This window comes from Bradyrhizobium sp. UFLA05-153, from assembly GCF_054185185.1.
Window position 1 is genome coordinate 1 of record NZ_JBBIAM010000180.1, and the last position, 13,820, is coordinate 13,820.

Here is a 13,820-nt window from a genome sequence, read left to right on the forward strand (position 1 = left end):
CATGGTGATTGTATTCGGGGGCAAGGACCGGAAGGTTTCCAAGACCGACGAAACACACCTTCATGGCTGCGTTCTTTTGGTCGAACTGGTTGATTGGGCCTGGCCAAGGGCGAGCCCGTAACACAGCCAAAGGGCCACCTGCGGGTAGGTCGGTACAAATCGGTCATCCGTCAATCCCTGGACGGCGAGGCAAATCAGGCAAACGACGCCCCCCTCGAAAACCCCGCGCCATTGAGGATCTGGATGGTTCTTCGCGAGGCGCCTGAACATGGCCCAGGCCGACCAGAAGAAGGCTGCGACGACCAGGACACCTACCATCCCCAGATCAAGAAGAACGCCGAGATAGGCGCTATGGGGGTGTCCCACCGGCAGCATCTCTCCGCGGATATTGGGAGTGGCCCACAGGGTCGAACTGAGGCCATGCCCAAGGATGGGCGCGTCCCAGAACGTTGGCAATAGTGGGCGCCAGATTGAGTCGAGGCGACCGGCCGTGATTGCCTGAACATCCTCTGTGTCGAACCCCGTCGTCGCCCGTTCGAGGAATGCGTTGGGCAATATCAAGGTGACACCGACGATGATCGATAGTGCAAGAACAAACTGGCCTGCGCGGCGCCGGCTGAACAGATAATAGCCAATGACGATGGCAAGGCCGAAAAGAGCGCCTCGAGAAAAGCTCAGCGCCGCCGTCGTGGCGGCGGCGACGGCGCATGCAAAAAGCATCAGGCGCGGCAGCGGTTGGGCGGTGGCGAGCGCCGTGTAAAGCAGGATCGCAAACCCCAAGTTCGCCATGAGGCCGACCTCATTGGCGTGAAGTCCAGCCCAATCCAGAAAATGGCGCTCTTCTGCGGACGCGAGACGCTGCAGGCTGATGCCGTCGACGACGAGGTAACCCACGATGATCGCAAAGAAGGCAACGTAGGCAAGTGCGAGCGCCCAGATCAGAGGTTTCCCATGAGCATTTCGCGAGACCGTAGCCGCCAGCCAAGCCACGATAACGATAATCATCGACTTAGCGAAATTTTCCAGCAGGTATCTGCTCACTGTTAAGGGCTCATCGCCTGGAAGCGTGATTGCGAGCTCTGCCGAACCAGAGCCCCTGTAGGCGGCAAGTGCAATCAGTGCGACATAAATCAGTAGTGCCAGCGGCAGACGGGGGAACCGAACGGTCTCCCAGCTTAAGAGCGAAGCCAGGCATAACGACGACAACGTGAGCACGAGCAGGCAATTTTCCGAATTAAATCCCGTGACCCCGAATACACCACGCGGAACCAATTGCGTTGACGCGAAGGGCAGCAGTAACACCAACAGCCAGACCCCGTTCCGGTAGTTGGCGAGAACCACCGCCGCGGCAATCGGCAACATGAAAAGAAAGAGGGGGATCGTTCCCCCGACCATCGCCGTCAATCCGCCTCCGATCGCGATAAATATCCCGATGAGAATCAAGAATAGAGTATCGGCTCGCAACGGCGCGACGGAGCTGGAATTTGAGTGGGAGCCCTTCATCTATCGATGGTCCGTGTTTGTCGAATACTTTTTTGCGTGCCGGCATCGTCCGAGACGTCACGGATGACACCGCGAGGAGATCGTGTTCGAAGTATAGCAGCATATTGCAGGATGGATATGCAAAGCCGTTTGGCGTCCGATACTGTGTGAACTCTGCGAATTGGAGGTAGTCCTTTTTGACTTCTCCGACACCTGCTCCCGCGGCGCATGGCCGCCTGCGTGCGCATAATTGCGCGGACCAGCGCCAGGAGGCGGCAGCAATTTCCTCGAGACCAGAGCAGTGCCCAGTGTTCATCGCAGAAACTCTTGCCGCAGCTTGCTTGCATCGCGGCCTCCTTCGAGCGACGTTGCACATCTCGTGTGTCGATCGCCGTTCGACCTTTCCGCAACACAATGCCTGATCCGCAGTGCCGCCATGCAGGTACCGGCAGCTTCCACCCGACGCGACATAAATTTGTTGTCGGCAAATCGCATGGTGTCCCAAAGGCACGTTCATCCAGAAGCTGGTGTCGGTGGAAGGCCATCGCTGGGCCATCGAGGACAGCTTCGAAACAGCCAAGAACGAGTTCGGTCTGGACAAAACGAAACTCGCTCCTGGCATGGCCGGCATCGCCACATCTCACTCGTCATGTTTGCCTTCGCCATGATGGCCGTTATCCGTCATCGGGCCAACACCGGGCCATTGCTTAGAAAAACGCGGATGCGGTCTCGACCTAAGCATCGTTCTCGATCCGCTGGTCGATCCAGGAAATCCGCCGCATTCCCGTAAAGCTAGCCCAGCGACGCATGCCGCACGCCCATAACCTCTTGGCGCAGGGCCCATCAGGCCAGCGCACGCAAAGTCCATCTAGTTTGAATAGGCAACGAAGGCAGGGACCATGTGAACGCCTGTCCATTGTGTGGCCGGATCCGATTTGAAGATAAACTCCGGTAGCGCAATTAGTTCATCACCGAGTACTCACAAATGGGTACCCATATCAACCGCCGTAACAACCCCTTTGCCTACCCTTGATCGGCACGCGCAACGCTATTCTAAGGGCAGCGGAAGTAAGGGATTACAATGAAAATTGCGGTGTTCGGACTTGGTTACGTCGGGATGACGTTGGCCGCCTGCGTGGCGAGAGGCGGCCACGAAGTCATCGGGGTCGACGTCAGCGACGAAAAAGTGGCGATGGTCAATGCCGGTAAGTCGCCTATCACGGAGCCCGGCCTCGATGAGCTCGTGGCCCGTGCGGTTAGGAAGGGTCTACTGAGCGCAACGAAGGATGCGAGCCAGCATCTCGAGAGTTGCGTCATGGCCATAGTCTGTGTGGGAACGCCCAGTGCGCCGGACGGATCTCACAATATGAGCTTTATCGTGGAGGTGTCCCATCAGATCGCGCAGTTGGTCGACCCAGCGCGAGCGACGCCGTTGACAGTCGTATTTCGCTCCACGATGCGGCCCGGTACGATCGAGGAACTAGTGCTTCCGATTTTCGAGGACGCATTGAAAGGCAGAATGGATCTAGTCGAGCTTGTCTACAACCCAGAATTCCTGCGTGAATCTGTCGCTATCGAAGACTTCTTCCATCCACCGAAGATCGTGGTTGGGACGAAGGACGCAGAGCGGTGCACGGCACTTGACGAGTTGAATGCCAAGATCGAGGCGCCGGTCTTCTATACGACTTATCGTGCAGCAGAGATGACAAAATTTGTCGACAACGCGTTTCACGCAATAAAGATTGCGTTTGCCAACGAGGTTGGTCGCGTTTGCGATAAGCTCAATATCAGCGCAACCACAGTTCACAAGATCTTCATCTCTGACACGAAGCTCAACATCTCGCCCAACTATTTGAAGCCGGGTGGCGCATTCGGCGGCTCATGCCTGCCGAAAGACGTTCGCGCGCTCCAACACATCGCAAGCGACGTCGGGGCACATACCCCTCTTGTGGATTCGGTTCTGAGGTCGAATGACTCGCATAAGAATTTTCTTTTTGAGAATTGCGTTAAGGCAGTTCGGGCCGGCGGGCAGGTGCTTATGCTGGGGCTTTCTTTCAAAGAAAACAGCGATGATCTTCGCGAGAGTCCCAATATCGACCTTGCTCGCAAATTCCTTCAGTCGCATATCGGCTTGTCGATCTACGATCCCCACGTCGAACCGTCCAAATTGTTAGGGCAGAATCTCGGCTATGCGTTCTCCAATTTGCCTGCGCTCCGCAAGCTACTAGTCTCCAAATCCTTCGCCGAGTCGGAAATGTTCGACCTTGTCATCGATACCAGAGGATGGGCGAGGCAAATGGCGTTACGCACTAGGCGGGTTATCGATGTTAACGCTCTTTCGTGACGATCGCGAAGCAAGCCAACCTGATCAAGCCGGGGTAGCGAAACCACCCGGGGCGACCGGCGTTACGAGCGAGCAGTACGAATGGGCTCGTTCAGACGTCGTTAGTTCTGCGGTCCTTGTTGGCGCCGCGCCGACTGCCCAATCCGCGATCAATGGCTCAGCGCGCCGCCGCGTGCTTATCATCGTCGAAAATCTTCCAGTACCATTCGATACCCGAGTGTGGGCGGAAGCCAACACATTGGCGCGGCACGGTTATGAGGTGTCGATAATTTGTCCCAAGGGACCGCAGGCAACGGCCTCATTTGAAATTATCGAGGGCATCACCGTCTATCGTCACTGGTTGCCGAGAGAAGGGCGCGGGGTGCTGGGCTATTTCGCCGAGTACAGCGTGGCTTTATTTTGGGAGTTCGTGCTGAGTTTGAAAATTCTCACAAGGCAGGGGTTTGATGTAATCCACGCTTGCAACCCGCCGGACCTTATTTTTGCAATCGGTGCATTTCATAAGTTTCTGTTTGGAAAGTCCTTCATTTTCGATCATCACGATATCAATCCGGAACTTTACGAGGCAAAATTCGGACAGCGTGGCCTACTCTGGCGGGTTATGGTTCTGCTTGAACGTCTGACATTTGCATTGGCTGACGTATCAATAGCAACAAACCAATCATATCGTGCCATTGCCATTGAACGAGGGCGAATGAACCCAGATCGTGTGTTCGTTGTACGCTCCGGTCCAAACCTTTCGCGCGTGCGATTACTTCCACCAGACCCGGCCTGGAAGAAGGGACGGAAATTCCTTGTCGCATACGTGGGAGTTATTGGAAAACAGGAAGGGCTCGATCTCCTACTTGAATCAATCAAGCACATCCGTAGGAGACGAAACCGCGACGACGTCCAGTTCGTCATCGTCGGGAGTGGGCCCGAATTGGAGAAGGTGAAGAATCTTGCAACGGCTTTTGAGTTGGACGAACTGGTCACGTTCCCTGGCCGTGTCGATGATGACACGTTGTTCACAATACTCACGACCGCGGACGTCTGCGTAAATCCGGACCGCCCAAGTGCGATGAACGACAAATCGACGATGAACAAGATCATGGAGTACATGGCCTTGGGTAAGCCTATCGTCCAATTTGACCTTACCGAAGGGCGCGTTTCGGCTGGAGAGGCATCTCTGTATGTACAGAATACGGATACTGCGGAGTTCGGCGACAAGATACTGGAGCTTCTGGATGATCCGGCGCGGGGTAACGATATGGGCGCATTCGGCCAGAAAAGGATCTATGGCGAGCTCGCTTGGGACCACGAGGCAGTAAACCTTTTAAGTGCTTATAAAAAGCTATTCAATTTGAGACGCTGAGGCGACGGCAGCATTTGAATTGAGGCGACGCGATAGCCCGCGCTGATGCCGGCGATCATCGGACCATGGGCAACCAATTATTTGTGCCATCGCCTCGACCTGCAGGTCTACACCGTCCTGCTCGGCATTAGCCGACGAGATATCGAAAGGATCGAGCGACCTATTCCGGGCGCGGTTCGACTAGATCATCAATCTGAAGCATCGGCAACGATAAGGCCGATAAGGCCAGTGCGCCTTACGGGTTCGGGGTGAAGGCTACCTAACAATCGGCATGCTCCCGGCGGTCAGTTCGTGCTGGACACGAAGGCGTTTCGGATAGCGCTTGCGCGGGTCACACGCTGCGGGGAATACATCCAGAAGCTCACCGGATGAGCGGCAAAGCTGTTCCGGCATTGCCGGTTGGTGCCCCTACCTTTCACGGTGATCCTCCCTCAGGTTGATCTTTGCCACATGGTGATTTCGTAAACTGCGAATGGCTTGGAACGCAGTTGTATTATCCGGGAAGAGGAAGCGGCCCGATGGCTCTAGGATGGTCAGGATGTTGCCCTCCCTGAGCTGAACATAGATCCATTTCGAGGGTATCCCGAGGCGCGTTGCCAGTTAGGCTACTGTTAATCAACCCTGGACCATTGGCCATCTGGTTTGACGCGGGCGTGCGACTTTGAGACGGTGCTTGAGGCGAATGCGCCGGACCGTGATTGGAGGTGCTTTGTCAGCCTCCCACGGAGAGTGACGTCCTTCCTCCGTCAGAATTCGCGCGATCTCATCGTCGTAGGCGCCATTACGCGCCAATGCTCAGTGCAGCCACGGCACTGACGGGTAAGGTGACCATGAACTCGGGGGTTGCACCGCCGCGCCACACGATACGCACCTCGGCCTTGTCGCGGCCGCACTGTTCGACTTGGCAAAGGCGAGGCGTGATGCGGGCGATGCCGCAGGCGCTCGGAAGGAATCGTGGCGTTGCTTGAAGACGAGGCCGGCGCGCGCGAGCGTATGTGGAACTACCACAGGGAGCGTGTCCACGCCGAATTTCAGTGGGAGGTCGAAAAGCGTTCCCTCCTCGCCGCCTATGCGACGTTGGCGCCGAGGCAAGCACGTGCGCGTGCAAGGAAAGCAGGGACACCGGCCGATACGGATTTTCCTGAGAGGCAATCAGCGTCCATACGTTCCCGGCGTCGGCTCGATCTGGCTCCAATTTAAATCGAGTGTACAAGGCGGACGAAGGGAACTACTCATTGCGGGCAGCAGGCCGCCCGAACGTCTGGTCTCCGACTCCAGGGCTTTTGATTATCCCTGTGCGTTCGGTGAAATTGATGGTCTGGTTGGCAACTGGCGAAGCAAGGAAAGCCACCACAACGATGCGATTGCGGCAGTAGACGCGGGACCATTCGCACGACACAGAAAAAATTCGCATATGACCTACAGGAAGGTCAAACGACGTGCGGTTTCGCGCGCCGCACGTCTGTTGCGGCTTCCGCGGACTCGCGCGATATGGCATCGTATGTTCCGACGTAAGCGAACGCTTCTGGTGAGAGAGCCGCAGCCGATGCCAAAACAATCCCCCGACCAGGCCAGCGCCAGGAAAATGATCAGCTGGGAAAGGCGGGAAAATCTGGCGGGCTAGCCAATTGCGCAAATCGCGAGCCCGATACGCGTGCGTTCGCGAGACTCGTGTTGATCCGTTCAGTAGTTCGCTTCGCATAACTCTCGGCAGCGGTCACCGCAAGCGTCAGGTCGCGGCTCAGCCGATTGTATTCCGCCTCTCTCGACGAGAGAGTGGCAAGCTCCTTGTTTACACTCTGGAACTCTATGCCAAGGTGCGCCTCCTGATTCTTTGCGCCGGCAAAATCCGCATCAACCCTGAAAAGAGCCGCCATTGTGTCCTGATAGACGCCGACGAGAAGGAGCGGCGGAGCCTCAGTGAGAGATCGCGCCGCCTGGCTCGTCATGGGGCCACTTTCAGTCCTTTCAATGTTGGTTGCTCCTACGCTGTTCGCAATCCCGAAGACGAATTGCGATTGCGAAGACCGGCTTCAGCCTCAGTAGCTGCTCAGTCAATGCTTGCTTCTGACCTTGTAGACTTACGATGGAGCCCCCGTTGAACTTAGCTTTTCGGCAAAGTCGTTCGCACGCTCGAGAAGGAGATGGCGCTGATCGTTGATGGCATAAATCGAGACTCCAGCCGAAAAGCTCTTAAGCCCGGAGGCGGCTTTCTGAATCTCTTCCACCAGCTGTTTCCTCTGCACGTCAAAAAACTAAAAGGCGGCCGCACGTTGGGAAGCTCCGCCTTGGAGACTCAGGAAGACGGCAGGCGCCACCACTTTGCGGCGCCGCAGTGCGGCAATCAGAACCTTGGCAGCAAACAGCAGCTCCACGTAAAGCTTCGTTTTCTCAACCGTCCCGGCTGGCACCCGTCCGCTCTGTCAACTCAGGGACGCGGCCTACTGCGCCTCGAGTTCCTGCCCGCAGGTGAAGCTACAGCATCATCCCACAAAAGGCGGCAGTGCTAACCCTAAGGATTAATACTCAATGGTCCGTCTCCACTGGGTTGATTGTAAGTAAACTCGAAGTCGAAAAGGGCGTGACCTATTGGGAGGGATCATGGAGGGTGGGGAGCGGATCATAGGGGGAGTGATGTTTCGTGCGCTCCAGACTTGTTCCCCCGTCAATCGGACCCCGAACCAAACAATCGGTACTCCGAACCAAACCGAGGGCGCGGAAATTCAGACCGCCAAAGATGGCCCGTCGCTTGCCGTGATCGGTTGCGGCTACTGGGGTGCGAAACACATCCGTCTCAGCTGCGATATACGCCATGTATCCGAGAGTCCTAAGACTGCGGTCATAACGGTCGGGTGATAGAATGCAGAATTCGTCAAGTTCCGCGATCAGGATATTGCATATAACCGACACGTTGACCTCCGGAGGGAAGGAGCGACAATTGGTTGAATTGCTGCGCGGTTTCAGCAAAATGGATGGGTTCATCAACGAACTAGTCGTTCTTTCAGATGTCATGCACTACGATGAGGTGAGATCGCTGGGAATAAAAATACACATCTTCAGAAGAAGCAGACCATGGGATTTCCGTATTCTCGAGAAGTTATACAGCCTGGCAAGGCAGTACCGACCGAATATAATATATTCGTGGGAGTCGATGTGCACGGTGTATGCGTCGCCAATTGCGTTGATATCCGGATCGGCTTTGATCAACGGGATGATACGCAATGCACCGCTCTCTTTGAATTTGAAGGATTATAGGTACCGACGTTTACTTCTGACAGCTCCATTTTCAGCTGTAATATTAGCGAATTCATTAGCTGGACTTAGAGCTTTTCGAGTTGATGGCAAAAAAGGTCTTTGCATACGAAACGGTTTTAATTTTGATCGAATAAATAATCTTCCGGACGTCAACGACATCAAGCGTTCGTTGGATATAAGAACCAAACACGTAGTCGGTATGATCGGAAGATTCAGTCGAGACAAAGATTATACTACGTTTTTCAAAGCCGCAGAATTGCTGTGCAGTGAGCGGAAGGACATTACATTCGTTGCAATCGGCGAAGGGCCGGATCTGGAAAGCTTCAGGGTGCGTTTGAAGAGCGACGGTCAGGCGAATATACGCATTCTAGGAGTCACTAAACGGGTCGAAGAAATCGTAAAAACGTTTTCCATCGGAGTCTTGGTAACCGACTCAAGATACCACGGGGAGGGAATAGCTAATGTGATTATGGAGTACATGGCACTGGAAAAGCCGGTCATAGCTACAGACGCGGCGGGCAATCGCGAAATTGTCAAGGACGGAGAGAATGGATTCCTAATTCCATTCGGAGATGAAAATGCGCTAGCGCTGCGCATAAGGGAAATTGTCGACCGTCCTGACATTGGAAGCGCGTTCGGTCGTGCGGGACGGGCCCTCGTCGAGCAGAAGTTCGGGATTGAGCAAATGGTGCAGAAGCACGTTGATCTGTTTCGGCGATTGGCAAGCGGGAATAGGGCGCTTTCTTTTGAAGTTTGATTGCGAGCTGGGCCTCGGGGTGATCGAACGATCATATTTGGAGACTGCTGAAAGGGATTGGTCGCTATGTGCGGGATAGCAGGTTTGATTGACCCTAGCCTTGCCGCGCAGCCGGAGGCCCTGCAAAGTGCGGCGCGTGACATGGCGAATGCGATTGCGCATCGCGGACCAGACGGTGAGGGGGTGTGGATTGATGCAGCGATTGGCGTCGCGATTTCACATCGCCGACTTGCCATAGTTGACCTAAGTGAGGCCGGAGCGCAGCCCATGATGTCGGCAGATGGGCGGTGGGTCGTGAGTTACAATGGCGAAATATATAACACGGAAGAAATTCGTCGGGAGCCGAGCGTTGCCGGAGTGAAGTGGCGCGGCCATTCGGATACAGAGGTTCTGGTCGAGTCCGTTGCAAGTAAAGGAATAGCGGCGGCAATAAAGTCGCTCAACGGCATGTACGCGATGGCACTTTGGGATCGCCGGGAGCGGGTGCTGCACCTCGTCCGCGATCGACTTGGAATTAAGCCCCTATTTTTTACCTTCCATAGGGGGAAGATAGCGTTTGGATCTGAGATAAAGGCGTTGCTGAGACTGGGATTCGTGCCAAGGGAGATAGATGCGGCAGCGGTAAGCAGTTATCTCAAATTTGGTTATGTTCCGGCACCGGGCGCGATATTAGGCGGCATCGAGAAGGTGATGCCGGGTGAGATCGTATCGATTGGTGTCAATGGGCGTATTTCCCGGTCGCGGTATTGGCGCTTGGAAGATGCCGTAGCGGAAGGCTTCGAAGCGCCGCTGGAAATTGATGACCGAGAGGTAATAGAAACGTTTTCGTCGTTGCTCGCCGACGCAGTCAGCAGGCAAATGATCTCCGATGTGCCGCTGGGCGCTTTTTTGTCAGGAGGCATCGATTCTTCTGCAATTGCGGCGTTGATGATTGCAGCTGGGAAGGGGCCGGTACGGACGTTTTCGATTGGTTTTCCCGACTTAGGGTTTGACGAGTCGGCGTATGCCGCCCGTGTTGCTCGTCACATAGGGAGTATACATTCGGAACTGGTCATCACCGCTGCTGATGCGCTTGCGACGGTACCTCTGGTCCCTGAAATGTACGACGAGCCATTGGCAGATCCTTCGCAAATACCGACTTTTCTTGTGTCGAAGCTGACGCGAGGTCACGTCACCGTAGCATTGTCTGGCGACGGCGGCGATGAACTGTTCGCCGGATACGACAGGTACAAAACTTTCACGGGGTTCTGGCGATACGCTGGCCCGGTGCCTATTCAGTTTCGGTCGGCCGCCGGTGGCATCTTGGGCGCTTTGCCACCCGCCATCTTAAATCAATTATCGCACCTCTTTCGTGGCAGTATGGTTCCGCAACGACTTGGAGATAAGGTGCGAAATCTGTCTCATGTGCTGTCGCTGGATCCGGATGGGGTTTACACTCGGCTTGTCAGCCGCGTTCCGGATGTGGGGCTTCACATGGTTGATCGGGAAAATCCCCCTGGTCTTGGAGGGGCGCCAGCAGGACTCGGCGTTTTGGACCGCGCTCGTTTTCTCGACACAGTTACCTACCTTCCGGACGATATCCTGCAGAAGGTGGATCGGGCGTCGATGGCAGTTGCCTTGGAGGCGCGTCCGCCACTCCTGGACCATCGTATAGTCGAATTTGTGTGGCGCCTTCCTCGACGGTTTTTGGTGCGAAACGGAGAGACGAAGTGGCTGCTGCGACAGGTCCTCGACCGTTACGTTCCTCGCCATTTGGTCGAGCGGCCGAAAATGGGATTCAGTGTGCCAATAGGCGAATGGCTTAGAGTACCGTTACGCGATTGGGCGGAGGACCTGTTTGCGCCTGCCAGATACGGTGGTGGGATCCTCGACGTAAAACCGGCGCTAGAGATTTGGCGGAGGCATATCTCGGGGGAGAAGGACTATGGGTCCCAGCTGTGGACCCTTCTTTCCTTCGAGGCATGGCGAAGACATTGGGCCGAGCAAATGCACCGACGGCCGGCGCAGGCCAGTCATGCGATGGCAATTCCTGCCGGGCGCTGAGGAAACGCAGGACCGTGAGGATCCTCTGTGTCACCAACATGTATCCGAGTCCGCAGAGACCGGGCTACGGAGCCTTCGTGCGCCAGCAGGTGGAGCAGCTGCGCCGGTTCGGCCACACGGTCGACGTCATCAATATTCTCGGATTCCAGTCCAAGATGAACTATCTGAGGGGCACTCTTGATGTCATGCGAATGACGAGCGCGGTGGCATACGACATCGTCCATGCGCATTACGGTTATTCCGCCTATCCTGCAATGTTTCGGATGCAGGCGCCGCTTGTCATCACGCTGCACGGGAGTGACGTACTCGGAAATATCTTTGAAGGGCTGTGCACGCGGGCTGTCTCGCATTTCGCCGATGCCGTCATAGTCGTTTCGGAGGGGATGCGGAGACGGATTCCGGGAATCGTGATTCCCTGCGGGGTCGACCTCGGCGTATTCAAACCGTACGAGCGCGACCAAGCACGTGCGCGGCTGGGATGGCCGAAAGACAGGCATATCGTTCTGTTTCCATTTGATCCGGCGCGCCGTGTGAAGAGATATGATCTGGCAAGAGCGTCAGTCGACCGACTCGTGCAGGAGGGCGTCGACGCGGAGCTGATGACGGTCTTCAATGTGGCGAACGGTGAAATGCCATGGTACTACAGCGCGGCCGACGCCATGCTTCTCTGCTCGGATCGAGAAGGGTCCCCGACCTCCGTCAAGGAAGCTCTTGCGTGCAATCTGCCGGTAGTGGCGACGGACGTCGGCGACGTCCGCGAGCTGTTCAGTGGCGTGGCGGGAACACGGATCTGTCCGCAGGACGTCGGCGCTATCGTTCGCAATCTCCGAGAGGTTCTTAAAGGGACGCGCCGCAGTGTGTTCCAGGGGCGGGCTGCAATGGCAAGGTACGACCAGGCGCTCACCGCCGAGAAGATCGTCGGCGTTTATACCGAAGTTCTCTCCAACTTCAGGGGGAGGGCGGTGCGCAGGCGCTTGCCGCAGAGCAGATGACCCCAGTACGGCGAGATGGACTCTCCCGGGGGCCTGAAAGTACGGCGAGGCGGAAACTCGCGTTTCTGGCATTGCGGTTGACGTTGCTTCCGTTCGTGTTTCGAGAGGTATTCCAGCGTAACAAGGTCACGATTCTCGTCTATCACGCTCCAACGCCGCAGGTCTTCGATGCGCAGATCGGCGTGCTCGGACGCCTCTACAACATTGTCCCCTTATCCGCCTACGTCGAAGCAAGGCGGACGGGTGATTTCAGCAAGCTGCCGCCGAAGGCATTGGTCGTTACCCTTGATGATGGACACCGCAGCAACTTCGCCTTGAAGGACGTTCTCGAGCGGCACAACGTCCCGATCACGATCTTTCTTTGCAGCGGTCTCATCGGGACGCGTCGAAGGTTCTGGTTCTTGCATGAGAAGTCACAGGAACTCGTTCAACGGCTCAAGACCGTGCCTGACGACGAACGCCTCGTAGCCCTGCGTCGGACCGGCTTCGATGAGGCGAAAGAGTTCGATGACCGGCAGGTACTTTCCATCGCCGAGGTCAGAGAACTGAACAGCAGGGTGGACTTTCAATCGCATACCGTCTTCCACCCGATCCTGCCACGCTGCTCAGAAGAGAAGGCCGAGGCCGAGATCGCAGGATCAAGGTCAGAACTTCAGACTAAGCTCGGACACGAGGTGTATGCGCTGGCCTATCCAAACGGCGACTATTCCGAACGCGAGCTACGTTTGGCGGAGAGGGCGGGTTACAGCTGCGCCTTGAGCGCCGATTGCGGGTTCAATACGAAAGAGACTCCGCTCTTCAGATTGCGCAGGATCTGCGTCCCGGACGATGCCGACCGACATGAGCTGCTCGTCAAGGCGAGTGGTTTGTGGGGAGATATTAAAGTTGTCCTCGATGCGTTAAGGAAAGTTAAGGAAAAGAGTGCATGATGCGAAGTCATAGCCCCTTTTGGTTCCCAACCTTCGGCAGGAGCGGACTGCCGGCCGAGCGGGCGACCTTGAATTGAGCCAAGCCGATGAGCCGAGGTGGCGGGGATGTTGTATTGCAGAGTTGGATTCCTGGATCCGATGACAGTATCTATTTTTCGATATTCCACTGACGTCGTTTTTTGCTGGTCGCAAGCTGAGGAGCGCTCCTCAGAAAACAGGCGGCACCTTGCTTTGCACGGCGGCACACGAGGCGGCCCCGGCTATCAGGAAAATCACCGAGCAATTTCTGCGTGAGATCGAGTACGCAGGCGTCGGTGGCCTTGAATTCGCGTTCAGCTTCGGACCCGTGATGCGCTTCATGTTCGGAGGAAAGCACGCGGCCCCTGTCATAGCGCGCGCACTGGCCCGCCGAGCGGGTTGGCACGGAACATCGGTGTCAATCGGCGCGCAAAGTTGGCAGCCGCCTGGACGCCATTCTTCTCCGACGCCGTGGACCCAGACGTCCTCGATCTCCATTTCGTTGGCGACGTCCCGCAGTCAGTCAGTCTTCTTCGCCGAGGTCCTTTGTGACCTGAGTAATGGTGGTTGTGACCTGCCACTGAGTATTTCCTCCAGAAGGAGTTAGAGTCCGGCCAGAAGAAGGACGGACAGATGAAGCGAGCAA

10 protein-coding genes and 1 pseudogene are annotated in these 13,820 nt (G+C 56.1%); 8 read left to right on the top strand and 3 right to left on the bottom strand.

Translation table 11 applies throughout. From position 1 onward, the window contains the following. Positions 1 to 60 precede the first annotated feature (60 nt). On the bottom strand, positions 61 to 1,395 hold the full coding sequence (locus tag Q2941_RS47555; protein ID WP_458196952.1) for an O-antigen ligase family protein: 1,335 nt from the start codon (positions 1,393 to 1,395) through the stop codon (positions 61 to 63). A 581-nt stretch (positions 1,396 to 1,976) separates the two neighbouring features. Here Q2941_RS47555 and Q2941_RS47560 point away from each other — a divergent pair. The 3 genes and pseudogenes from Q2941_RS47560 to Q2941_RS47570 form a co-directional block, all read left to right on the top strand. Continuing rightward, positions 1,977 to 2,272: pseudogene (locus tag Q2941_RS47560) on the top strand (IS701 family transposase); the annotation flags it as partial. A gap of 291 nt (positions 2,273 to 2,563) precedes the next feature. Next, positions 2,564 to 3,826, top strand: coding sequence for a nucleotide sugar dehydrogenase (locus Q2941_RS47565; RefSeq protein WP_458196940.1), 1,263 nt, complete (start codon positions 2,564 to 2,566; stop codon positions 3,824 to 3,826). After that, the gene (locus Q2941_RS47570; protein WP_458196942.1) at positions 3,807 to 5,180 is read left to right on the top strand and encodes a glycosyltransferase family 4 protein; all 1,374 of its coding nucleotides are present in this window, start codon (positions 3,807 to 3,809) and stop codon (positions 5,178 to 5,180) included. Before Q2941_RS47565 ends, Q2941_RS47570 begins: the two co-directional genes overlap by 20 nt. Before the next feature lie 1,589 nt (positions 5,181 to 6,769). Here Q2941_RS47570 and Q2941_RS47575 read toward each other — a convergent pair. After that, complete coding sequence (locus tag Q2941_RS47575) at positions 6,770 to 7,129, bottom strand: hypothetical protein (RefSeq protein WP_458196944.1); 360 nt, start codon at positions 7,127 to 7,129, stop codon at positions 6,770 to 6,772. Between the two features lie 195 nt (positions 7,130 to 7,324). Between Q2941_RS47575 and Q2941_RS47580 the strand changes: the two genes are divergently transcribed. The 5 genes from Q2941_RS47580 (at position 7,325) to Q2941_RS47600 (ending at position 13,156) form a co-directional block, all read left to right on the top strand. Continuing rightward, positions 7,325 to 7,690, top strand: coding sequence for a hypothetical protein (locus Q2941_RS47580; RefSeq protein ID WP_458196946.1), 366 nt, complete (start codon positions 7,325 to 7,327; stop codon positions 7,688 to 7,690). A 428-nt stretch (positions 7,691 to 8,118) separates the two neighbouring features. Beyond that, complete coding sequence (locus Q2941_RS47585; protein WP_458196947.1) at positions 8,119 to 9,192, top strand: glycosyltransferase; 1,074 nt, start codon at positions 8,119 to 8,121, stop codon at positions 9,190 to 9,192. Positions 9,193 to 9,258: 66 nt separating this feature from the next. After that, entirely contained in the window at positions 9,259 to 11,235 is a 1,977-nt protein-coding gene (gene asnB / locus Q2941_RS47590) for an asparagine synthase (glutamine-hydrolyzing) (protein ID WP_458196948.1), read from the top strand. Between the two features lie 38 nt (positions 11,236 to 11,273). Then, complete coding sequence (locus tag Q2941_RS47595; protein WP_458196953.1) at positions 11,274 to 12,227, top strand: glycosyltransferase; 954 nt, start codon at positions 11,274 to 11,276, stop codon at positions 12,225 to 12,227. Positions 12,228 to 12,304: 77 nt separating this feature from the next. Beyond that, a complete protein-coding gene (locus Q2941_RS47600; protein WP_458196949.1) occupies positions 12,305 to 13,156 on the top strand; it encodes a polysaccharide deacetylase family protein in 852 nt (283 codons plus the stop codon). Between the two features lie 148 nt (positions 13,157 to 13,304). On the opposite strand, the gene Q2941_RS47605 is transcribed toward Q2941_RS47600, so the two are convergent. Continuing rightward, on the bottom strand, positions 13,305 to 13,532 hold the full coding sequence (locus Q2941_RS47605; RefSeq protein WP_458196951.1) for a hypothetical protein: 228 nt from the start codon (positions 13,530 to 13,532) through the stop codon (positions 13,305 to 13,307). Positions 13,533 to 13,820: the final 288 nt, after the last annotated feature.

What these genes read in the sequence shown, in the direction of transcription:
- Q2941_RS47555 (WP_458196952.1), bottom strand. Translation starts at nt 1,395, where the DNA reads ATGGTCGGGGGAACGATCCCCCTCTTTCTTTTCATGTTGCCGATTGCC.
- Q2941_RS47565 (WP_458196940.1), top strand. Translation starts at nt 2,564, where the DNA reads ATGAAAATTGCGGTGTTCGGACTTGGTTACGTCGGGATGACGTTGGCC.
- Q2941_RS47570 (WP_458196942.1), top strand. Translation starts at nt 3,807, where the DNA reads ATGTTAACGCTCTTTCGTGACGATCGCGAAGCAAGCCAACCTGATCAA.
- Q2941_RS47575 (WP_458196944.1), bottom strand. Translation starts at nt 7,129, where the DNA reads ATGACGAGCCAGGCGGCGCGATCTCTCACTGAGGCTCCGCCGCTCCTT.
- Q2941_RS47580 (WP_458196946.1), top strand. Translation starts at nt 7,325, where the DNA reads ATGGCGCTGATCGTTGATGGCATAAATCGAGACTCCAGCCGAAAAGCT.
- asnB (WP_458196948.1), top strand. Translation starts at nt 9,259, where the DNA reads ATGTGCGGGATAGCAGGTTTGATTGACCCTAGCCTTGCCGCGCAGCCG.
- Q2941_RS47595 (WP_458196953.1), top strand. Translation starts at nt 11,274, where the DNA reads ATGTATCCGAGTCCGCAGAGACCGGGCTACGGAGCCTTCGTGCGCCAG.